Source organism: Pacificispira sp. HM-600 (genome assembly GCF_977993705.1).
The window spans coordinates 730,815-752,211 of the sequence record NZ_OZ388079.1; the positions used below are offsets into that span (position 1 = coordinate 730,815).

The following is a 21,397-nucleotide window of genomic DNA, read 5'->3' on the forward strand; positions in this document are numbered from 1 at the left end:
AGGCGAGTCTACCGGGGCCGGATGCCTGGGCCCGCCGCTCCACGGGAGCTACAGGCCGGAGCCGGATTGGCCCGAGGCACGAGCCATCCCCGAAGCCTCCGCCATCAAGATCGCCTGATCCGGATCGGTCGGCTTGCCGCCGCCGCTCTTCTTGCTGCGCTTGCCCCCGCTTGCCGTGCGGCGCGACAACCACCGTGCGAACCACGACAGCGTCAGGTTGATCGCGAGGTAGATCGCGAGCGACACCGCGAAAAGCGAGAACAGATAGCGGTTGCCGTAGAAGCTCGCGAGTTGATTCATCGTCGTTCGGATCAGTTCGTTGTAGCCCACGATGTAGCCGAGGGAAGTGTCCTTCAACAGGACGACGAGCTGGGCGACGATGATCGGCAACATCTGCCGGAAGGCTTGCGGGAATTCCACGAGCAGCTTCGACTGGAATTCGCGCATGCCGAGCGAGAGCGCGGCCTCGCGCTGACCGCGCGGCAGCGCGACGAGGCCCGCCCGCAGCGCCTCCCCGATGAGCGTCCCGTTGTAGAGAACCAGCGCGATGACGACCGCCCAGAAGGCGCCCGTCGAGGCAACCAGAAGGATGAAGAGCATCATCAGCAGCACGGGCATGCCGCGGAAGAACTCGATGAACACGGCGGTGGGGATGCGCACCCACGCAATGGTCGAACTGCGCATGAGCGAGAGCACGATACCGAGCGCCATCGCGCCCACGGCCGCGACGGCGGCGGCTCGCAGCGTAGCGAGGACACCCTGGCCGATGAAGCCCCAGACGACCGGGTCACTGAAGATGTCCCAGCGCGTCGGCGCGAACATTCCGGGTACGGTCACGCCGCCGGATTCGCGCGGCAGCGCCAGGATGATCACACCCCAGGCGATGAGTCCGGCCACGACGATCAGGCCGACGACGGACGCGATGCGGGATGTCCGCCGCGCGCGAGGACCGGGCGCGTCGAAGAGAACGCTCGGAGCACTCATCGGCCCATCACCACTCTCTTCTCGAGCTGGCCTGCGAAGAGTCCCAGGGGGACGGTCACGACCAGGTAGAGCGCCGCGGTGATGAGAAGGATCGGGATGACGATGTTTCCGTTCGCGTTCGCCAGTTCACGGGTGGATGCGAAGAGCTCGGCGACGAAGAATGCTCCGGCCACCGAGGTGTTCTTCGTGAGCGCGATGAAGACGTTGATGAGCGGCGGGATCGTCATCCGGAACGCCTGCGGGAGAACGACGAGCGTGACGGTCTGACCGAAGCCCAGGCCGATGCTTCGCGCCGCCTCGGCCTGGCCGACCGGCACGCCGTTGATGCCTGAGCGCAGCGCTTCGGCGACGAAGGGCGACGTGTAGTACGTGAGGGCGAAGATCGCCAGCACGACGTAGGGAAGCCGAACTCCGAGGAACGGCACGACGAAAGCGAAGAAGAAGAAGACGAGGGTCAACGGGGTGTTGCGCGCGATCTCCGTCCAGACCGCCCCGAAGACCCGCAGGGAACCGACCGGCGAGATACGCATCGCCGCGATGACGGTTCCGATGACGAGCGCCAGAACGCCGGAGACGGCGAGGAGCAGCAGGGTGACCCGGAAGCCTTCCCAGAACACCGGCATCAGCGAGGCGAGTTGCTCCACGCGATCTCCATTCCTTTCAGGGGGACGGATGCCCCGGACGCAGAATTCTTGCCGCCCGGGGCATCCGCTCAATCAGTAGCGGTCGACCGCGGGCGGGTCGACGTACGGCAGGATCGTTCCGGCCGTGGCGTCCCAGGCGTCCTGGTAGCGACCGTCCTCATAGGCCGCTTCGAGCACGTCGTTGATCCACATGCGGAAGTCGGTGTCATCGAGCGCCAGGCCGATGCCGTAGGGCTCGTCCGTGAACGGCTCACCGACGACCTTGAACTCGCCCTCGTTCTGCGCGGCAAGCCCTGCGAGGATCACGTTGTCCGTGGACACAGCCACGACGGCGCCGCTACGCAGCGGCTCGAGGCAGTTGGAGTAGGTGTCAGTGAGCAACACCTCGGCGCCGAGCGCCTCCAGGTTCGCGGCGGGGGTCGATCCTGTCACCGAGCACACGGGCTGGCCGACCAGGTCATCCTCGCTCTCGATGTCCTCGTTGTCGGCCAGGGTCAGGATCGACTGGCCGGCCATGTAGTACGGACCCGCGAACGAGACGACCTCCTTGCGGGTGTCGTTGATCGTGTAAGTGGCGATGACGAGGTCGACTTCACCGTTCTCGATGAAAGGCTCGCGGTTTGCTGAAACCGCTTCCTTCCAATCGATGTCCTCTGCCGCGATGCCTAGTTCAGCGGCGATGATCTTGCCGATCTCGACGTCGAATCCTTCCGGCTCGTTCGTCGGGCCCATCAGACCGAAGAGAGGCTGGTCGAATTTCGTACCGATCGTGATAGTGCCCGCCTCAGCGAGCTCGGCCATTGTGGTGCCGGCTTCGAACGTGGGCGATTCCTCGGGCTCGACCGAGGTCTCGTCGCCGCTGCCGCCGGCGCATGCCGAGAGCGCGAGCGCGCCGACTGCCGCGAGGCCGATGAGGGAAAGTCGTGAACGTTTCATGTCCTACCTGTCCTTTGCTGTGGGGGTCGCGGGTTGGCGACCTGTTTTGTAGGGCCCCGGCCGCGGTGGCGACCAAGTATTTTCCGGTGCGCTCAGTGCTCGAGGATCTTCGAGAGGAAGTCCTGTGCCCGTTCGCTCTGGGGATTGGTGAAGAACTTCTCGGGGGTCGCCTCTTCGACGATGGCTCCGTCCGCCATGAAGAGCACGCGGTCGGCGGCTTTTCGTGCGAATCCCATCTCGTGCGTGACGACGATCATCGTCATGCCGTCCGCAGCGAGGCCGATCATCACATCGAGAACCTCGTTGATCATCTCGGGGTCGAGCGCGCTGGTCGGCTCGTCCATCAGGATCACCTTCGGGTTCATCGCGAGCGATCGGGCAATCGCGACACGCTGCTGTTGCCCGCCGGACAGTTGATTCGGCATCTTCGACGCCTGGTTGGCGACCCCGACACGATCGAGCAACTTCATCGCCATCTCGACGGCGGCTTTCTTCTTCATGCCACGGACCTTGATCGGCCCGAGCGTGACGTTCTCGAGAACCGTTTTGTGAGCGAAGAGATTGAAGGACTGGAACACCATGCCGACGTCTGCCCGGAGCTTCGCGAGTCCCGCGCCTTCCTCCGGCAGCTTCGCGCCGTCGATCGTGATGACGCCCGAGTCGATCGTCTCGAGGCGATTGACCGCGCGGCATAGCGTCGACTTTCCGCTGCCCGAAGGACCGATCACGACGACGACTTCGCCCCTGTTGACGACGGTCGTGATGTCGCGGAGGACATGCAGGTCACCGAAGTGCTTGTCGACGTGCTCGATGACGACGAGCGGCTCACCGCGCCGTGCTGCGATGTTCGACGTCTTCGGCTGTGCGTCGCTCTGGCTGACCATGAAGCTCACCCTACGCACGGGTCAGAAGAACCGATGCGCCGGTGACACGACCTTTACCGGACCGTAACAGGCGGTCGTCTCTCTCAGATGGAGCGCACGGAACGTTGGGCGAACGCACTCTCGTAGAGGCAGACGCTCGCGGCGGTCGCGAGATTCAGCGATTCCGCGCGGCCGTAGATGGGCAATCTCAGGGCCAGATCGGCGAGCGTGAGCGCCGTGTCCTCCAGGCCGCGGGCTTCATTCCCGAAGAGCCATGCGGTCGGCTCGGTGAGGATCCCGCTGTCGCGTGCCTCGAGCAGATCGTCGCCCTTCACATCGGCTGCGATGACCCGCAGGCCCGCGCCGCGCGCCAGCTCGAGCGCCTCCGCGAGGTCGGTCGTGAGCGCGATGGGCAGGTGGAACAGGGAACCGGTGGTCGCGCGCACGACCTTGGGGTTGTACGGATCGACCGTGCGGCCGGTCAACACGACGGCATCAGCGCCCGCGGCATCCGCTGCCCGGATGATCGTTCCGAGATTGCCGGGGTCGCGAACCTCTTCGCACACCGCGATCAGGCGCGGTGAAGCCCCGAAAACCTCGCGGATCGAAACCGGGAACTGCCGGGCGACTGCGACGACCCCTTGCGGCGTGACGGTGTCGGCCATGGCGTCGAGGACGGCTTCGGTCGTGTACTCGATCTCGACCCCGGCAGCGGAGGCGAGCTCACGCAGCTCACCGTGCCGCTCGATCGCTGTGGGGGTAGCGAAGAACTCGACGATCGCCTCGGGGCGATAGGTCAGGGCTTCGCGAACCGCCTGCGGCCCCTCGAGCAGAAACAGCCCGGTCTCTTGACGGGCGCTTCGTTTGGTCAGCTTTGCGACGGCGCGCACGCGCGGTGAGCGCGGGTTCTCGAGCACCCGCACAGTCTACGGCGCGGCGGTGTCGTACCCGCGAACGCCCGGCGACCCACTCTCCCCCGCCTTCACACAACCCCACCAACCAACCACCAACCACCAACCACCAACCACCCTGGGGCGTCAGAACGACGTTGGGGCGCGGGACACCGCGCCCCAACGAGAATCTGACGCCCCAAGCCGTGCGGAAAGGGATGCGGGAGGGCGACGGATGCCGGAGGCAGACGAAAACCCCGCCTCCGGAGGAGAGCGGGGCATTCGATCGACAGCTGCTTACGCGGATGCCTTGGGTGCCGAGGTGTCGGCCGGCAGAGCAGCCTTGGCCGTGGCAACGAGCGACGCGAACGTGGCGGGCTCATTCACCGCGAGCTCGGCGAGCATGCGACGGTCGACCTGCACACCCGCGAGGCCGAGGCCCTGGATGAAGCGGTTGTACGTGAGGCCGTTCTGGCGGGACGCGGCATTGATGCGCTGGATCCACAGACGACGGAAGTCGCCTTTGCGCTTGCGACGGTCACGGTACGCGTAGACGAGGGAGTGGGTGACCTGCTCCTTGGCCTTGCGGTACAGGCGCGAACGCTGTCCGCGGTAACCGGAGGCGCGCTCGAGGATGACGCGACGCTTCTTGTGGGCGTTTACTGCCCGCTTGACTCTAGCCATTTGTCTTGTTTCCTATCCTGATTCGGCGCGCTCAGCGACCGAGAAGCTTCTTGGCGACCTTGGTGTCGGCCTTGGACAGGACCTGGTCCTGGTTCAGGCGGCGAGTCCGACGACTCGACTTGCCCTCGAGGTTGTGGCGCATACCGGCCTGCTGCTTCTTGAGCTTTCCGCTACCGGTGATCTTGAAGCGCTTCTTGGCACCCGAGTGGGTCTTCTGCTTCGGCATCTCGTTTTCCTTTGCTGAGGCCCCGGAGGGCGTCGTGGGTGTGCACCCGCCGAGGCGGGAGTCGTGTGAGGGGTCCTACTCAGCGGCCGATTCAGCCGTTTCGGACTCTGTCCGGGGGGCGCGAGCCTCGCGTGCGGCCTGCTTGGTCGCGTCGCGCTTGGCGTTCTGCTCGGTCTTGACCTCGGACTTGTTCTTGTGCGGTGCGACCACCATGACCATGTTGCGACCGTCGATCGTGGGGTTCGACTCGACCGTGCCGAACTCGGCGACGTCCTCGGCGAACTTACGAAGCAAACGCACGCCCTGCTCGGGACGCGACTGCTCGCGACCACGGAAGAGGATCATCGCCTTGACCTTGTCTCCGGTCTTCAGGAAGCCCTCGGCGCGCTTGCGCTTGGTTTCGTAGTCGTGCTCGTCGATCTTCAGACGGAACCGGACCTCTTTGAGGACCGTGTTCGCCTGGTTGCGACGAGCTTCCTTGGCCTTCTGCGCAGCCTCGTACTTGAACTTCCCGTAATCCATGATCTTGACCACGGGCGGCTTCGAGTTGGGGGCCACCTCGACGAGGTCGAGCTCTGCCTCCTGAGCGAGGCGCAGTGCTGCCTCGATGCGGACGACACCGATCTGCTCTCCTGCGGGGCCGACGAGTCGGACCTCGGGCACGCGGATGCGGTCGTTGGTGCGGGGATCGCTGATGCGGAACTCCTCTAGATCTGGGTAACCGCACGACGAAGCCGCACGGGGTGGAAGCACCCGGAGACGAGAGTTTCCGGGTGAAGCGAACGTCGCATTCCACCCGGCGCGGAGTTGATACAGCCCGCCGGCCTTGTGCCCAGACCACCGGATGCCTCAGATCGAGACGAGCCAGCGGAGCACGTGTACCCGGTAGCCTGGCCTATGGTCGGCGCGGGTGGGATGCGAATCCTCTTCGAACCGAGACAAAAGTCCCGGAGCCCGCAGAAGTCTAGCAGAGAGCGACACGTGAGCACGATTCCCCCCGAAGACAACGTTTCTGAAGATGTCCAGCCCAGTAGGGAACCGGATGCCGCGACCCAGGCTCGCTGGGAGGAACAGGAGCGTGCCGCCTCGGCCGCTACCCGCGACATCGCGGATGTTCCGGCCGTTGAGATCATCACGACCACCGCGGTTCACCTGTTGAGCGCCGCCGCCGTCAAGACCGGCCTCGCCGACGACCCCGAGAGCCAAACCGACCTCGATGAGGCTCGCAAACTGATCAACGCCCTCGCCGGCTTGATCAGCGCGGCCGCGCCCGAAGTCAGTGACATGCACGCCCGGTCACTGCGCGATGGGCTGCGGTCGGTTCAGCTGGCGTTCCGCGAGGCATCCGTCATTCCCGACCCGATCGGCAAGGGTCCGGGCGAGAAGTGGACAGGACCCGTCACCTGAGTCGACCGGTGGTCAAGGAGCCGAGCGCTCCAGGCGAACCGTGAGCGAGTCGACGAGCGTTGCAATGCGGTCATCGGACGCCCAACGCTGAGCCAGGCGTGCGAGCACCGCATCCAGCTCCGATTGCTCGAGGCCCTGCATCAACGCCAGCTTGACGACCAGTTCCGGAGCGCGGAGTCGCGCGGTCGGGTCGCCGGGCTCCACCGCGAGATCGATGACGGCGAGCTCGCCCCCGACGCTCTCCTGGAGGCCCGCGAACACCTCTGGAGAGGCGAAACTGGGCTCCCAATCGATGCCCTGCGCCAGCGCCCAGACGGCGGGCCGACGGATGACGAACTCGGTCTCGGAGCCCGGATCGACCACGATCAGGTCTGTCCCCTCCCCCACGGCCGCCTGAGCTACGCGGAACATGGGCGTCGGGATCGGTCGGGCCGTGGCATCCCACGCCTGCATCGCCGCGACGCTCGAGAACGCGGGCAGCACCGTGCGCCCGTCGGGCGCGGCCACCGTGACGATCGAGAGTTCCTGCGTTTTGTCCACGGTCAGCCCGGATGGCGCGACCCCCGTCTCGCCGCGTTCCGCAACGAGGGGCACGAGCAGGCGGGCCGAGCGCAAGGAGTCGACCACAGCGGCCTGACCCACCTCGCCCGTGCGGAACGCGGCGAGGGCGACGAGAAAGGCTTCGGGCGCAGAACCGTCATCGCCGGCGTGCGGGTTCGGTTGGAACGCGCGTCCCTCCCAGGGAACGCCCGCCGAGTCGGTGCCGTGCTCGTGCACGCCACCGTCGGGGTCTTCCGGGTCAGCCGGCTGCGACATCCAACGCCTCGGCCAGCGTGAAGGCGCCGGCGTAGAGGGCCCGACCGACGATCGCGCCCTCGACCCCGAGCGGGACGAGTTCGCGCAGAGCCGCGATGTCATCAAGGCTCGAGACGCCCCCCGAGGCCACGACAGGCTTCGGCGTGCGAGACGTCACCTGACGGAGGAGGTCGAGATTCGGGCCCTTGAGGGTGCCATCCTTGGTGACATCCGTCACGACATAGCGGCTGCATCCGGCGGCTTCGAGGCGCTGCAGGACGGTCCACAGGTCGCCGCCGTCTTCGGTCCACCCACGCGCGGCGAGCGTCGTGCCGCGCACATCCAGGCCCACGGCGATCGCCTCGCCGTAACGCGCGATGACGTCCGCCGCCCACTCAGGGTTCTCGAGCGCCGCCGTGCCGAGGTTGATGCGGCTGGCACCGCTCTCGAGCGCGGCTTCGAGCGAGCGGTCGTCGCGGATGCCTCCGGATAGCTCGACCCGCACACCCTTGACCTGCTTGATCACTTTGCGCAGCACCGCGGTGTTGTTTCCGCGACCGAATGCGGCATCGAGATCGACGAGGTGGATCCAGGTTGCGCCTTGCCGGGCGAAATCGAGCGCCGCGTCGACGGGGTCGCCGTGGAAAGTCTCGGTGCCGGCCTCGCCCTGAGTCAGGCGGACGGCCTTACCCCCGGCGACATCGACGGCGGGAAGGAGGACGAGCTCGGGTGTTGCGGAGAAGTCGTTCATGGATCCTCGTGCGTGGGCGGATGCGCCGGTTTTACACCGATTTCGGGTGCCGCGCTGGGCGGTCCGAAGGCCGGATAGGCACGAAGCCTAGATGTTAGTCGGGGTCAGGCCGTCGATCCAATTCGCGAGCAGACGGATGCCCGCGGCGCCGGACTTCTCGGGGTGGAACTGCGTCGCCGACAGCGGCCCGTTCTCCACCGCGGCGAGGAACGGTGCGCCGTAGTCCGTCCATGTGAGATGCGGGTTGGCGAAAGGCCCGTTCGCCTCCATCAGCCATTCCTGCACGCCGAAAGAGTGGACGAAGTAGAAGCGCTCATCCTCGAGGCCGGCGAACAACCTCGACCCCGGATCGGGGCGGACCGTGTTCCATCCCATGTGGGGCAGAACGGGCGCGTCGAGTTCGCGAACGACCCCCGGCCATTCCCCCATGCCCTCGGTATCCACGCCACGCTCGACGCCGAGCTCGAACAGAACCTGCATGCCGACACAGATGCCGAGCACGGGGCGCCCGCCCGCCAGACGCCGGTCGATCAGTCGGTCCCCGCCGCTCGCCCGCAGCGCCTCCATGACCGCGCGAAACGCACCGACGCCAGGCACCAGAAGACCGTCGGCCTCGAGCACGAGCTGCGGGTCCGACGTGAGTCGCGCATCAGCGCCCGCGGCCTGCAGCGCCTTGACGGCCGAGTGGACGTTGCCGGAGCCGTAGTCGAGGACGGCGACGAGCGGGCGAGCCCCGTCATCCGTCACAGCGCACCCTTGGTGCTCGGGATCCCCTCGACGAGGGGATCGAGCGACTTGGCCTGGCGGAAGGCTCGGGCGAAAGCTTTGTACTCGGCCTCGGCGATGTGGTGAGGGTCGCGCCCCTCCAGCACCCGAACGTGCACGGTGAGGCCGCCGTTGAACGCGATCGCCTCGAATGTGTGCCGCACGAGAGATCCCGTGAAGTGGCCACCGATCAGGTGGTGTTCGAAGCCTGCCGGCTCACCCGTGTGCACCAGGTAGGGACGACCCGAGATGTCGACGACAGCCTGCGCGAGGGCTTCGTCGAGCGGGACCAGGGCGTCGCCGTAGCGGGAGATGCCGGCCTTATCGCCGAGCGCCTCGCGGATGGCGATGCCCAGCACGATGGAGACGTCCTCGACCGTGTGGTGCGCGTCGATCTGCGTGTCGCCCGTCGCCTTCACGGTCAGGTCGGTCAGCGAGTGCTTCGCGAATGCCGTCAACATGTGATCGAAGAATGGAACGGTCGTGTCGATGCTGCTCCGACCGGTTCCATCGAGGTTGATTTCGAGGTCGACGGATGACTCACTCGTGCGACGAGTCTTGCTCGCCGTGCGCTCGCTCATGCCTGCGAGTCTATCGACGCGAGTTGGTCGAGGAATGCTGTGGTCTCGTCTTCCGTGCCGGCCGAGACCCGCAGCGTGCCGGGCAGGCCGACGTCGCGCACGAGTACCCCGCGTTCGAACAGCGCGCGCCAGGTAGCGGCGGGATCACTTACCCCGCCGAACAGGATGAAGTTGGTCCACGACTCGTAGGGTTCGTAGCCGAGCGCGGACAGCGTCGCACCCATGCGGTCACGTTGCCCGACGATGTCATCGACCATCGCGAGCATCGTGTCGGCGTGGCGCAGCGCACCGAGCGCCGCGGCTTGCGTCAGCGAGCTCAAGTGGTACGGCAGTCGCACGAGGCGCAGCGCGTCGATGAACGCGGGGTCAGCCGCGAGATAACCCACGCGTGCACCGGCGAAGGCGAACGCCTTGCTCATCGTGCGTGACACCGCCAGACGGGGACGATCGTGCAGGAGCGTCAACGCCGACCGCTGGTCGTGCGGCGCGAACTCCCAATACGCCTCGTCGACGACGACCACGCCCCGGGAGGCACCGTACACCGCCTCGATGACATCGATCGGCAGCGGCGTTCCCGTCGGGTTGTTCGGGGAGCACAACAGAATGATGTCGGGATCTGCCGCGGCCACTTGCTCGGCAGCGAACTCGGGGGTCAGCGTGAAGTCGTGTCCGCGATCGCCCGCGATCCAGCTCGCTCCGGTTCCGGCCGCCAAGAGCGGGTACATCGAATAGGTGGGACCGAATCCGAACACCGTGCGGCCCGGCCCCCCGAAGGCCTGCATGATGTGCTGCAGCACCTCGTTCGATCCGTTCGCCGCCCACATGTTCTCGGAAGTCAGACCGTGGCCGAGATAGTCGGCAAACGCGGTGCGCAACGTATCGAACTCGCGGTCGGGATAGCGGTTGATCTCACGCAGCGCGACGGCGATCCCGTCGAGGATGTCGTCGGCGACCTCCTGCGGAACCGGGTGGGTGTTCTCATTGACATTCAGCGCGATCGGCACGCTTGCCTGAGGAGCCCCGTAGGGGATCTTTCCCCGGAGATCGTCGCGGAGAGGAAGGTCTTCGAGGGATGCGCTCACCCCTCCCATGCTACGACGCGCGGGCAGAGGGGCGACGTCTAGGAGGCGAGGTGGGCCGGGATCGCGATGCTCTGTCCCGCGACAACTGACGAAGACCCGAGCGCGTTCAGGCGAACGATCTCGTCTACGACATCCCTCGGATCGGAGGCCGGTGCCATCTCGAGGGCGATCGACCACAGGGTGTCGCCCGGCTCGACCAGCACGGTGGTGAACTCATCGGTCGACGCCGAAACGCTACGCGAGGCGAGGGCCTCACCGCTCGCGAGCACGCCGACGAAAACCGCCGCCGCGAGAGGCAGAGACACCATGCTCACGACGACGCGACGCCCGCGCGCCGTCAGCCGCAGGCGAGTGTGCGATGGCATCGGCATGAGTGCGGTGATCATCTTGTCCTCCTGGATCGTGCGGTGCTGTGTCACGCGGGATGAGCGTGGGGGCCGCGAGTCCGTCAGGGCCGATCGCGATTCCAGCTCCGCATCCGACTCTCGGCCGGGAGAGCCGGATGCGAAGTTGTGTTCCGAAGTTATCTTCGAGTATTTCATCTTGTCAAGTCCTTCTTGCGCTTCGAATGGCCCGAAATCGTTCGACACGCTCGAACAGATGTGCCGAAATGTCCCACGGACCGGATAGTGTTTCGATGGTCGCGCTGGTGCAAGAGCAGTACACCAGCGACCACCGACATTGCATTCAGAGCGACGCCTCGTACGGCGGAAGGAGCACGACATGACGCTTGAGCCCGGGGATTCCGCGCTGGCGGAGTCGGATGCCGAGAGGGACTCCGACGCGAGTGCGGACGACGTATCCGTCGCAGGAGAAGTAGCCGGGCCGCGGCCGCGCACGCGGCGTCGCAAGAGTCTCAGCGACAAACAGCTCGCGATCCTCGAAGTGATCCAGCGCGCGGTGCAGGCGCATGGCTACCCGCCGAGCATGCGCGAGATCGGCGACGCCGTCGGCCTGCGCTCGCTCTCGAGCGTCACCCACCAGCTCAACCAGCTCGAGCTGTCGGGTTACCTTCGCCGCGACTCGGGCAAGACCCGCGCGATCGAGATCTTGATCGATCTTCCGGGAAGCGCGGCCGAGAATCCCGCAGACGCGGCCCCGCCCGTCGGCGACGCCGCAATGGTGCCCCTCGTCGGCCGCATAGCTGCGGGCGTCCCCATCACTGCCGACCAGCAGGTCGAAGAAGTATTCCCGCTCCCGCGCCAGCTCGTCGGCAAGGGCGAACTGTTCATGCTGCGCGTCTCGGGCGAATCGATGATCGACGCAGCAATCTGCGACGGCGACTGGGTTGTCGTCCGCACGCAGGCGACCGCTGAGAACGGGGACATCGTGGCGGCCATGCTCGACGACGAGGCGACCGTGAAGACCTTCCGGCGGCGCGACGGGCACACATGGTTGCTGCCCCGCAACAGCGCGTTCGAGCCGATCCTCGGTGATCACGCGACCGTGCTCGGCAAGGTCGTCGCTGTCCTGCGCGCCGTCTGACGTCCCGCGGGCCGCGCGCTGTTGGGCGGGAGAACCTGCGCGCACATGCGTCGGGGCGGTATAAGGAGATGTGACCAACCCCACCCCTGCCTCCGCGAACGATGCGGATGTCGCGCGTCGGCTCGCTGAACTCGAAGCCGAAAACGAACAGCTCCGGTCGCGCCTCGACGAGACGCCCGACCGCCCGGACCGCGTCTCGCGTCCGCGGAAGGGCACGTGGCGCGGCGTTCTGTCCTCGGCAGTGATCGTCGTCGCGGCGCTCTTGGTACCGGTCTCGATCGTCTCGGCGTGGGCTCGCACCGAACTCGTCGACGAGACCGCATTTGTCGCGACGTTCGCTCCCCTGGCGCAGGATCCCGCTGTTCAGGCACTGATCGTCGATGAGGCGACGGTTGCGATCGACGAGTCGCTCGATCTGCAGGGGCTGACCGACGATCTGTTCGACGGACTCGGTGGCCTCGGCCTGCCGCCCCGCGCCACGGCAGCGATCGACTTGCTTCGCGGACCAGCGGTCGAAGGGCTCCGCGGCCTGATCGGCACATCCGTGACTCAGCTCGTGGAATCGGACGTGTTCGCCTCGGTCTGGGAGACGGCCCTCCGCGCGAGCCATCGTGGGCTGGCCGCGGCCGCGACGGGCACGACCCCGACGGGCGCCGTCACCATCAGCGACACGGGCGAGGTCGGCATCTCGCTCGCCCCGATCATCGACGAGGTGAAAGAGCGGCTGGTGGCCCAGGGGGTCGGCTTCGCCTCGGCAGTTCCCTCCGTCGATCGCACGATCGTGCTCGTCCAGAGCGACGCTCTCGTCACCGTTCGCATCGTCTACGGAATCGCGGCGGCGGTCGGATGGTGGCTGCCACTCGTCACCCTTGCCCTGTTCGTCGGTGGGGTCCTTCTCGCACGCCGGAAGAGCGTCGCACTCGTCGGAACGGGCGTGGCCATCGCGCTCGGCGGCGGAGCCCTCGCCGTAGCCCTTGCGATCGGCGCGACGGTTGCGTCGATCGCGGCGTCGCAACTCGCTCTGCCGATCACGGCCGTCGATGCCATCTACGAACAGATCATCACGGCGATGCGCGACACGGCGGCCGTGATCGCGCTGATCGGCGTTCTGCTCGCGATTCTTGCGTGGGTGCAGGGGCGGAGCACAGCCGCCATCGCCATCCGGACCGGCGCCGCAGGCATCAACCATCGCCTGCGCTCGACGCTTCGATCCAGCGGAGCGGATACGGGCCGCGTCGGTCGGTGGATCTACACGTACCGCGTCCTGGTGCGGGTCGCCCTCGCCGCGCTGGTAATCCTCTGGCTGTTGACGCTCCGCCCCCTCTCGATCGGTGATGTCTCACTCGTCCTCATCGTCGCGCTCCTGGCCTGGTGGGCGACCGAACTCGCACAGAGCGATGCGGTAGACGATGAACCCGCACGCGCCGAGCCCGAGCTCAGTGCACCGGAGCCCAGTGCGCCCCAGCGCGTCACCGCGTAGGGCAGCCGGCTTCACACACGCGTCGTCGGCACCTCCGCGTAGCCTGTCGTGATGACCACGATCCTGCCTTTCGGAACCTGGCCCTCCCCCATCTCGGCCGCCGAGGTCACGACGTCGGCACCGCGCATCGACGGCGCGCGTTTCATCGCCCGCGACGTGTGGTGGAGCGAGTCGCTGCCCGCGGAGCGTGGTCGCACGGCCATCCTGCGGTTGCCCCGGGACACCGACCACGGCGCGGACGCGGACGTCGTACTGCCCGCACCCTGGAGTGCCCGCTCGCGGGTCCACCAGTACGGCGGTGGCGCATGGACGGTGGATGACGGCGGGATCCTCTTCTTCGTCGAGCAGTCGGATCAGCGAGTATGGCGGCTCGGGGCGGACGGCGAGCCCCGTCCCCTGACCGCTGAGGCCCCGGGCACGCAGTACGGCGACCTGACGTGGTCAGACGGGCGTCTGCTCGCCGTGCGCGAGGTCTCGCGCGAGGGGCACCATCCGGCGCGTGACGTCGTCGAGATTTCCTCCTCGGCTGATGCAGCCCCCTCCGCCCCGGTTTCGCTCGCAGCGGGCCATGACTTTCTCGCATACCCGCGTCTTTCGCCCAACGGCGATCGGCTGGCGTACATCGGGTGGAATCATCCGAACATGCCCTGGGATGCCACCCAGCTGGTCGTGCTCGACACGCCCAGTGGCGAGACCAGCATCGTCGCCGGTGGAGCCCACGAGTCCGTTCTGCAGCCTGAGTGGACGGGTGCCGACGAGCTGACCTACACCACCGACCGCTCCGGCCGGTGGACGCTCGAGCGCCGTCGACTTGGGGGCATCCCGGAACCGACCGTGGCCGAGGAATCGGACACCGACACCGGTGGGCCGCTGTGGAACCTGGGCGCCCGATGGTTCGCCCCGCTCGAGGACGGTCGGATCCTCGCCGTGCGTACACACGGCCGCGACGAAGTTGTCGTGGAGGACGCGGATGGCTCGGTTCGAGCGATCCCGACGCCCCTGTCCGCGCAGGTGCTGATCCGCGACGTTCAGGGCACTCGTGCCCTCGTCACGGGCGCGGGCGCAACGACCCCCTCGGGACTCTGGCTGGTGGACATCGATGACCCTGAGTCCTCACGCCCCCTCCGCGGCGGCGTCTCGTCGAGAAGCATCGGATGGCTGCCCGAAGCCGTCGCCATGACCTTCGACGGACCCGGCGGAGCCGTGCACGCCTTCGCCTACCCGCCGACCAATCCGGGCGTGGAGGGCCCCGCCGGCGAGCGTCCGCCCTACATCGTCACCGTGCACGGCGGGCCGACCGCCCACGTCGCGGGAGAGGCATCTCCCGCCGTCGCCTACTTCACGAGTCGCGGCATCGGTGTGCTCGACGTCAACTACGGCGGATCGAGCGGATATGGTCGCGCGTACCGGCAACGACTAGCCGGACAGTGGGGGGTCGTCGACGTCCAGGACGTCGTCGCGGCAGCCGAGGGCCTCGTCTCGGCGGGACTCGCGGACGGCGACCGGCTGGCGATCAAGGGCGGATCGGCCGGCGGGTGGACCGTTCTGTCGGCGCTGACGACATCCACGACGTTCTCGGCGGGCATCAGCCGGTACGGCGTCGCGGACCTTCGCGCCCTCGCTGAAGACACGCACGACTTCGAATCCCACTACCTGGACGGACTCGTGGGGCCATTGCCGGAGGCCGAGGCGGTGTACGAGGAACGATCGCCGCTCGGGCGTATCGATAGCCTCAGCGTTCCCGTGCTGCTGCTGCAGGGAGCGGATGACCCGGTCGTGCCGCCCGCGCAGGCGTACGCCATGCGCGACGCCCTCGCGGCGCAAGGAATCAGCCATGCCCTCGTGGTCTACGAGGGCGAATCGCACGGCTTCCGTCGCGCCGAGACGATCCAGCACGCGCTCGAGAGCGAGTTGAGCTTTCTCGGGCAGGTGTTCGGGTTCGCCACTCCCGGCGTTCCCGCGCTGCCCCTCGAGTCGGCTCCCTGAGCGGGCCGTTCGGAGCGGCTCCCCTGGCACAAGACGTGACGAACCGGACCCGCGAACCACAACAACTGCCAGGGGAACCGCCCGTGACGACGGGTACGGTCAGCGGAGGAAGGGCGCGAGCTCGGCCGCGAGGCGGGCCGAGACGTGGGCGTGCAGCGCCGTGCCACCCTCTTCATGACCCTCGGAGATGATGAGGCCCGAGTCGTGCGCCGCAGACACCAGGTCTCCGCGGTCGTAGGGCACGAGCGCGCGCACCTCGACGGCCGGGAGCGGCAGCGCCGCCTCGACCGCGGTGCGCAGCTCGTCGATGCCCTCGCCGGTACGGGACGAGACGAACATCGCGTCCGGCACAAGGCCACGCAGCACCATCCGATCGTCCGCATCGATCAGGTCGGCCTTGTTGAAGACGACGATCTCGTGCGCGTCGCGAGCGCCCGCCTCGGCCATGACATCGCGAACCGTGGCGAGCTGGCTCGCCGGGTCGGGGTGTGCTGCATCGACGACGTGCAGGACGACATCCGCGCCCGCGACCTCTTCGAGTGTCGAGCGGAACGCCTCGACCAGCTGGTGCGGGAGGTTGCGGACAAAACCGACGGTGTCGGTGAGCGTGAAAACACGCCCGTCGACCGTCTCGGAGCGCCGGACCGTGGCATCGAGCGTCGCGAACAAGGCGTTCTCGACCAGCACACCCGCGCTCGTCAGCCGGTTGAGCAGGCTCGACTTGCCCGCGTTGGTGTACCCGGCAATCGCGACCGAGGGGATCGTGTTGCGGGTGCGCTCGGCACGCTTGGCCTCGCGGGCCGGTGCGAAGTCACGGATCTGACGGCGCAAAAGCGCCATCTTCGTGCGGATGCGTCGACGGTCCAGCTCGATCTTCGTCTCACCAGGGCCGCGCGATCCCATGCCCGCGCCGCCGGCACCGACCTGGCCACCGGCCTGACGCGACATCGAATCACCCCAACCACGCAGGCGCGGGAGCAGATACTCGAGCTGCGCGAGCTCGACCTGCGCCTTGCCCTCACGGCTCTTCGCGTGCTGGCTGAAGATGTCGAGGATGACCGTGGTGCGGTCGATGACCTTGACCTTGACGACATCCTCGAGCGCGCGCCGCTGGCTGGGCGCCAGCTCGGTGTCGGCGATCACGGTGTCCGCGCCGACCGCCGCGACGAGGTCACGGAGTTCTTGCGCTTTGCCGCTGCCGAGATAGGTCGCGGGGTCCGGATGCGGGCGGCGCTGGAGCACGGCGTCGAGCACGATAGCGCCCGCCGTCTCGGCGAGGGCCGCGAGCTCCCGCAGAGAGTTCTCGGCGTCTTCCTGCTCGCCCTGCGGGTAGACGCCCACGAGCACGACGTTCTCCAACCGCAGCTGCCGGTACTCGACTTCGGTGACATCCTCGAGCTCGGTCGAGAGTCCCGGAACGCGCCGAAGCGCCTGACGATCTTCGCGATCCCACTGGTCACCATCGGAATCGGCGCGAGCGGTGGTCGAGGCATCCTGCAGCGCCTGCGCCGCCCCGAACGTGCGAACGCCCGACCGTGTTTCGGCGCGCGCCAGAACGCGAGCGACGACGTCGTCGGCCTCGCCGTTCTCGTTCGATGTCGGGATGGTGTCGGTCATGTATTTCCTCTCCGGATGCCTCGTGCCGCCTCGTGAAGAGAGCCCCTGGCATCCGTGGTCGTCCGTGTCCGCGCGACGTCGTAAAACTCTAGCCTCCCGCGCGACACGGGTACTCCGCTACGCTCGCACCCATGGCGAGCGACCACTATTTCTCTGCGAGTCCCGCCAGCGCCGAGAATTTACGTCAGATCCGTGTCGACTTGAATGGTCGATCCGTCGAGTTGACGACCGCTGGTGGGGTCTTCAGCCCAGATCGTCTGGACGCTGGGACTGCCGTACTGCTCGCGAACACCCCTGCAGCTCCCGCCGGAGGGCACCTGCTGGATTTGGGCTCCGGATGGGGTCCGGTTGCCCTGACCCTGGCGATGCAGTCTCCGCACGCAACCGTGTGGGCCGTGGACGTCAACGAACGAGCCCTCGACCTGGTGCGTCGGAACGCCGCAAGACTCGAACTCCCTAACGTGAACGCCGTCCTGCCCGATGATGTTCCCGACGACGTGGTGTTTCGCAGCATCCGCTCCAATCCGCCGATTCGGGTGGGCAAGAACGAGTTGCACGGCCTGCTCGAGCGCTGGATCCCTCGGCTCGACGAGCGCAGCGACGCGTGGCTCGTGGTGCAGCGAAACCTGGGCTCCGATTCCCTGCAACGCTGGCTGGCCTCGACGTTCGAGCACGGGTACAGCGTTCATCGCGCTGCCACGGGGCGCGGCTACCGCGTGATCCGCGTCCGTCGCCACGGTTCGCCGCCGACGACGCCGCTCGACATCATCAGCTGACAGCGAGCTCGACAGCGCGTGTCCGCTCAGGCGAGAGCGACGTCGCCCGAGAAGACCAGCACAGCAGGCCCAGACAGCAGCACGTGCATCTCGCCGTCGCGAGCAACCATCCGTACACCGAGCGTTCCGCCGGGGACGTCCACGCGCCAGGCGTCGGGCGCTCCGGCTCCTGCCCAGTGCCGGACGGCCAGGGCAGCCGCCGCGACACCCGTGCCGCAGCTGAGGGTCTCGCCGACGCCACGCTCGAAGACGCGCATCCGAATGACCCCGACGCCGTCCTGAACGAGAGGCTCCGCGGGCACGACGAACTCCACGTTGGCGCCGGCGACCGGTTCGGGCTCGAGAACCGGCTTGTACGTCAGCTCGAGCGCTTCGAGTTCGTCTTCACCGGGCAGCGCGACGACGACATGCGGATTGCCGACATCGACCCCGAGGCCAGGCCGTGCCACACTCAGTCCGCGCGCCCGCACCGTCGGAGCATCCTCATCCACGTCCCACACACCGAGATCCGCTACGAAGCCGTCGTTCGACCGGGCCACATGCTTGACCCCGGCCCGCGTACCGATCGGGATGCCGGCGGCGTCAATCTCGGCGAGCCCCGACTCGGCGAGGTAGTGCGCGAAGACGCGGATACCGTTGCCGCACATCTCGGCCTTCGAGCCATCCGCGTTGCGATAGTCCATGAACCACTCGGCACCCAAAGCCGCGGCGGACGCACCCTCGTCGATGGCCGCCGAACGAACGACGCGCAGGATGCCGTCTGCACCGATGCCGAAGCGTCGGTCGCACAGGGCCGCGATCTGATCGTCGGTCAGCGATAGTGCGCCATCCGGATCCGCGATGATGACGAAGTCGTTGCCCGTGCCGTGGCCTTTGGTGAACGTGACGGTGCCGAGCATACCGACAAGTCTAGGGCGCGAGCTTCATCTCACTCGGTGAGCGCTCGTGCCGCGCTTGCCTCGGCCGCAGGCAACCAGAGCACGTCCGCGTAGCGGCGGAACCACGAGACCTGACGGCGGGCGTACCGACGGGTCAGAGCCTGAGTCTGCGCGATCGCCTCTGTCTGAGTGAGCTCGCCCGTCAGCTGGGCGAGGGCCTGCGCGTACCCGAGCGCTCGACGTGCTGTCGTGCCGCGCTCGAGGCCCTCGGCCCGCAGCGCTTCGACCTCGTCGAGCAGCCCCTGCTCCCACATCGACTCGACCCGCGCATCGAGTCGCTCGACCAGCACGGAGCGCTCCTCGTGCAGACCGATGACTGTCGACGGGTGCCACGGCACCGGCTCGTCCGGAAGCGCGGCGCCGTGGGTCGCGCTCCCCTGTGCCAGCACCTCGAGCGCACGCACGACCCGGCGGCCGTTGCGCGCATCGATCCGGGCGGCGGTTGCGGGGTCCTGCTCCCGCAGCCGCGCGAAGAGGATGCCGGGCCCGTGCGCCTCGAGCTCGGCCTCCAGCTCGGCGCGGAGTACTTCATCGCGTGGCGGGAACGAGAAATCGTAGAGCACGCTCGACACGTAAAGACCGGAGCCGCCCACGAGGATGGCGTGCGCCCCCCGGGCGTGAATCTGCTCGATCGCCCGCCGGGCCTCGGCCTGGTACGCGGCGACAGCGGCGTCTTCGTCGACGTTCAACACGTCGAGCAGATGGTGCGGGATGCCACGGCGCTCAGCGAGCGGGAGCTTCGCCGTGCCGATGTCCATGCCGCGGTACAGCTGCATCGCATCGGCGTTGACGATCTCGGCACGTTCGCCGCGTTCCCCGAGCGCTTCGGCCAGGTCGAGCGACAGCGCGCTTTTGCCTGTGCCCGTCGCGCCGACGACGGCGATCAACCGCGGCGTCGCGTGATCGGACCCGGCGGGCTTTACGCTCACGCCCGCGGCGGCATCACGGGCAGTCCGAGCGACACCGCGCGCGGCGCACCGGATGCTCCAGCCGCCGGGGCGGGCACGGCGCACGACTCAGACTGCGTGCGATCCCAGGCATCCCCCGCCCGCGTGCGCCGAATGCGCAGCGGCGCACCGGCTGGCGCGTCGGCGAGCAGGTAGAACGGTGCCGCGTGCGTCACGACGGCGGTCACGATGTCGCCCGGGCGGGGCGTCTCGGAGCCTGCAGGCAGCTCGACGTGGATGAGCCGGTTGTCTTCGGCGCGTCCCGTCAGGCGGTGGGTCGCGGCATCTTTCTTACCCTCACCAGACGAGATGAGCACGTTGACCTCGCGGCCGACCTGCGCTCGGTTCTCTTCGAGGGAGATGCGGTCCTGCAATGCCATCAGGCGCTCATAGCGCTCCTGCACGACCGCCTTCGGCACCTGATCGGGCATGGTCGCGGCGGGCGTGCCTTCGCGGATCGAGTACTGGAAGGTGAAGGCACTGGCGAAGCGGGCCTGCTCCACGACGCGGAGCGTCTCGGCGAAGTCTTCCTCGGTCTCACCGGGGAATCCGACGATGATGTCGGTCGTGATCGCGGCGTTGGGGATTCGCTCACGGACCCGGTCGAGGATGCCGAGGAACTTCTCGCTACGGTACGAACGCCGCATGGCCTTGAGGATGCGGTCGCTGCCCGACTGCAGGGGCATGTGCAGCTGCGGCATGACGGACGGCGTCTCGGCCATCGCGTCGATCACGTCGTCGGTGAAGGCTGCCGGGTGGGGGCTCGTGAAGCGGATGCGCTCGAGTCCGCGAATCTCGCCGGTCGCGCGCAACAGCTTGCCGAAGGCGTGACGGTCGCCGAACTCGACACCGTAGGAGTTGACGTTCTGCCCGAGCAGCGTGACCTCGATGGCACCGTCGTCGACCAGCAGGCTGACCTCTTCGAGGATGTCGCCCGGGCGACGGTCGCGCTCTTTGCCGCGCAGGGTCGGGACGATGCAGAAGGTGCAGGTGTTGTTGCATCCGACCGAGATCGACACCAAGCCGCTGTAGACCGAGTCGCGCTTGGTCGGAAGCGTCGAGGGGAACACCTCGAGGGATTCGAGGATCTCGAGCTCGGCATCGCCGTTGTGCCGCGCGCGTTCGAGCAGGCGCGGGAGCGAACCCATGTTGTGCGTGCCGAAGACGACGTCGACCCAGGGGGCCTTGTCGATCACGGCCTGCTTGTCCATCTGGGCCAGGCACCCGCCGACGGCGATCTGCATGCCGTCCTTACGGCGCTTGACGGATGCGAGATGCCCGAGCGTGCCGTAGAGCTTGCCCGATGCGTTTTCACGCACCGCGCAGGTGTTGATGATGATGACGTCCGCCTCGGACCCGGCATCCGCGCGGACGTATCCGGCGCTCTCGAGCGATCCGGAGAGGCGCTCGGAGTCGTGGACGTTCATCTGACAGCCGAACGTACGCACCTCGTAGGTGCGGGCGGCGCCGTCTTCGGCGCGTGCGGCCGCGGATGGCGCGATGAGCGTCGGGGCCGAAGAAAGAGAAGACATGATGTGTCCGATTCTACGAGCCCACGTC

Annotated in this window: 23 protein-coding genes; 5 read left to right on the forward strand and 18 right to left on the reverse strand. The window is 67.5% G+C overall.

Annotation, left to right across the window (positions count from 1 at the left end; all coding sequences use genetic code 11):
• Nucleotides 1-48: 48 nt before the first annotated feature.
• The 8 genes from ACXZ1E_RS03415 to infC form a co-directional block, all read right to left on the reverse strand.
• Entirely contained in the window at nucleotides 49-984 is a 936-nt protein-coding gene (locus tag ACXZ1E_RS03415; protein ID WP_458042036.1) for an amino acid ABC transporter permease, read from the reverse strand.
• Nucleotides 981-1,628: an amino acid ABC transporter permease gene (locus ACXZ1E_RS03420; RefSeq protein ID WP_458042037.1), complete on the reverse strand. Its 648-nt coding sequence runs from the start codon at nucleotides 1,626-1,628 to the stop codon at nucleotides 981-983. The genes ACXZ1E_RS03415 and ACXZ1E_RS03420 overlap by 4 nt, the downstream gene beginning before the upstream one ends.
• Nucleotides 1,629-1,700: 72 nt before the next feature.
• Nucleotides 1,701-2,564, reverse strand: coding sequence for a transporter substrate-binding domain-containing protein (locus tag ACXZ1E_RS03425; RefSeq protein ID WP_458042038.1), 864 nt, complete (start codon nucleotides 2,562-2,564; stop codon nucleotides 1,701-1,703).
• 92 nt (nucleotides 2,565-2,656) lie between these two features.
• Nucleotides 2,657-3,448: an amino acid ABC transporter ATP-binding protein gene (locus ACXZ1E_RS03430; protein WP_458042039.1), complete on the reverse strand. Its 792-nt coding sequence runs from the start codon at nucleotides 3,446-3,448 to the stop codon at nucleotides 2,657-2,659.
• An 83-nt stretch (nucleotides 3,449-3,531) separates the two neighbouring features.
• Nucleotides 3,532-4,344: a TrmH family RNA methyltransferase gene (locus ACXZ1E_RS03435; RefSeq protein WP_458042040.1), complete on the reverse strand. Its 813-nt coding sequence runs from the start codon at nucleotides 4,342-4,344 to the stop codon at nucleotides 3,532-3,534.
• Between the two features lie 270 nt (nucleotides 4,345-4,614).
• Nucleotides 4,615-5,001 carry a 50S ribosomal protein L20 gene (gene rplT, locus ACXZ1E_RS03440; protein ID WP_036301883.1) on the reverse strand — a complete coding sequence of 129 codons (387 nt, stop codon included), beginning with the start codon at nucleotides 4,999-5,001 and terminating at the stop codon, nucleotides 4,615-4,617.
• A gap of 31 nt (nucleotides 5,002-5,032) precedes the next feature.
• Nucleotides 5,033-5,227 carry a 50S ribosomal protein L35 gene (gene rpmI / locus ACXZ1E_RS03445; RefSeq protein ID WP_036301881.1) on the reverse strand — a complete coding sequence of 65 codons (195 nt, stop codon included), beginning with the start codon at nucleotides 5,225-5,227 and terminating at the stop codon, nucleotides 5,033-5,035.
• A gap of 75 nt (nucleotides 5,228-5,302) precedes the next feature.
• Entirely contained in the window at nucleotides 5,303-5,980 is a 678-nt protein-coding gene (gene infC / locus ACXZ1E_RS03450) for a translation initiation factor IF-3 (RefSeq protein ID WP_458042041.1), read from the reverse strand.
• Between the two features lie 228 nt (nucleotides 5,981-6,208).
• Between infC and ACXZ1E_RS03455 the strand changes: the two genes are divergently transcribed.
• On the forward strand, nucleotides 6,209-6,634 hold the full coding sequence (locus tag ACXZ1E_RS03455; RefSeq protein ID WP_458042042.1) for a DUF1844 domain-containing protein: 426 nt from the start codon (nucleotides 6,209-6,211) through the stop codon (nucleotides 6,632-6,634).
• 12 nt (nucleotides 6,635-6,646) lie between these two features.
• Here ACXZ1E_RS03455 and ACXZ1E_RS03460 read toward each other — a convergent pair whose 3' ends face one another.
• The 6 genes from ACXZ1E_RS03460 to ACXZ1E_RS03485 form a co-directional block, all read right to left on the reverse strand.
• Nucleotides 6,647-7,450, reverse strand: a complete 804-nt coding sequence (locus tag ACXZ1E_RS03460) for an SseB family protein (protein ID WP_458042043.1) — start codon at nucleotides 7,448-7,450, stop codon at nucleotides 6,647-6,649.
• Complete coding sequence (gene priA, locus ACXZ1E_RS03465; RefSeq protein ID WP_100813756.1) at nucleotides 7,434-8,180, reverse strand: bifunctional 1-(5-phosphoribosyl)-5-((5-phosphoribosylamino)methylideneamino)imidazole-4-carboxamide isomerase/phosphoribosylanthranilate isomerase PriA; 747 nt, start codon at nucleotides 8,178-8,180, stop codon at nucleotides 7,434-7,436. Before priA ends, ACXZ1E_RS03460 begins: the two co-directional genes overlap by 17 nt.
• An 87-nt stretch (nucleotides 8,181-8,267) precedes the next feature.
• On the reverse strand, nucleotides 8,268-8,927 hold the full coding sequence (hisH, locus tag ACXZ1E_RS03470) for an imidazole glycerol phosphate synthase subunit HisH (protein WP_458042044.1): 660 nt from the start codon (nucleotides 8,925-8,927) through the stop codon (nucleotides 8,268-8,270).
• Nucleotides 8,924-9,526, reverse strand: a complete 603-nt coding sequence (hisB, locus tag ACXZ1E_RS03475; RefSeq protein ID WP_458042045.1) for an imidazoleglycerol-phosphate dehydratase HisB — start codon at nucleotides 9,524-9,526, stop codon at nucleotides 8,924-8,926. Before hisB ends, hisH begins: the two co-directional genes overlap by 4 nt.
• Entirely contained in the window at nucleotides 9,523-10,608 is a 1,086-nt protein-coding gene (locus tag ACXZ1E_RS03480) for a histidinol-phosphate transaminase (RefSeq protein WP_458042046.1), read from the reverse strand. Before ACXZ1E_RS03480 ends, hisB begins: the two co-directional genes overlap by 4 nt.
• Before the next feature lie 38 nt (nucleotides 10,609-10,646).
• Nucleotides 10,647-11,027 carry a LysM peptidoglycan-binding domain-containing protein gene (locus ACXZ1E_RS03485; protein ID WP_458042047.1) on the reverse strand — a complete coding sequence of 127 codons (381 nt, stop codon included), beginning with the start codon at nucleotides 11,025-11,027 and terminating at the stop codon, nucleotides 10,647-10,649.
• Between the two features lie 304 nt (nucleotides 11,028-11,331).
• Between ACXZ1E_RS03485 and lexA the strand changes: the two genes are divergently transcribed.
• From lexA to ACXZ1E_RS03500, 3 genes are all read left to right on the forward strand, one after another.
• Nucleotides 11,332-12,093: a transcriptional repressor LexA gene (gene lexA / locus ACXZ1E_RS03490; RefSeq protein ID WP_458042048.1), complete on the forward strand. Its 762-nt coding sequence runs from the start codon at nucleotides 11,332-11,334 to the stop codon at nucleotides 12,091-12,093.
• 70 nt (nucleotides 12,094-12,163) lie between these two features.
• Nucleotides 12,164-13,573, forward strand: a complete 1,410-nt coding sequence (locus ACXZ1E_RS03495; protein ID WP_458042049.1) for a hypothetical protein — start codon at nucleotides 12,164-12,166, stop codon at nucleotides 13,571-13,573.
• A 51-nt stretch (nucleotides 13,574-13,624) separates the two neighbouring features.
• Complete coding sequence (locus ACXZ1E_RS03500; RefSeq protein ID WP_458042050.1) at nucleotides 13,625-15,559, forward strand: alpha/beta hydrolase family protein; 1,935 nt, start codon at nucleotides 13,625-13,627, stop codon at nucleotides 15,557-15,559.
• Nucleotides 15,560-15,658: 99 nt separating this feature from the next.
• Here ACXZ1E_RS03500 and hflX read toward each other — a convergent pair whose 3' ends face one another.
• A complete protein-coding gene (hflX, locus tag ACXZ1E_RS03505) occupies nucleotides 15,659-17,176 on the reverse strand; it encodes a GTPase HflX (protein ID WP_458042051.1) in 1,518 nt (505 codons plus the stop codon).
• Nucleotides 17,177-17,307: 131 nt separating this feature from the next.
• On the opposite strand from hflX, the gene ACXZ1E_RS03510 reads away from it, so the two are divergent.
• The gene (locus tag ACXZ1E_RS03510) at nucleotides 17,308-17,952 is read left to right on the forward strand and encodes a class I SAM-dependent methyltransferase (protein WP_458042052.1); all 645 of its coding nucleotides are present in this window, start codon (nucleotides 17,308-17,310) and stop codon (nucleotides 17,950-17,952) included.
• Between the two features lie 26 nt (nucleotides 17,953-17,978).
• Here ACXZ1E_RS03510 and dapF read toward each other — a convergent pair whose 3' ends face one another.
• Genes dapF through miaB form a run of 3 tightly spaced genes read right to left on the reverse strand, consistent with a single transcriptional unit; the run spans nucleotide 17,979 to nucleotide 21,369 of the window.
• A complete protein-coding gene (gene dapF / locus ACXZ1E_RS03515; protein WP_458042053.1) occupies nucleotides 17,979-18,851 on the reverse strand; it encodes a diaminopimelate epimerase in 873 nt (290 codons plus the stop codon).
• A gap of 29 nt (nucleotides 18,852-18,880) precedes the next feature.
• A complete protein-coding gene (gene miaA / locus ACXZ1E_RS03520; RefSeq protein ID WP_458042054.1) occupies nucleotides 18,881-19,819 on the reverse strand; it encodes a tRNA (adenosine(37)-N6)-dimethylallyltransferase MiaA in 939 nt (312 codons plus the stop codon).
• Nucleotides 19,816-21,369, reverse strand: a complete 1,554-nt coding sequence (gene miaB / locus ACXZ1E_RS03525; protein WP_458042055.1) for a tRNA (N6-isopentenyl adenosine(37)-C2)-methylthiotransferase MiaB — start codon at nucleotides 21,367-21,369, stop codon at nucleotides 19,816-19,818. Before miaB ends, miaA begins: the two co-directional genes overlap by 4 nt.
• Nucleotides 21,370-21,397 lie beyond the last annotated feature (28 nt).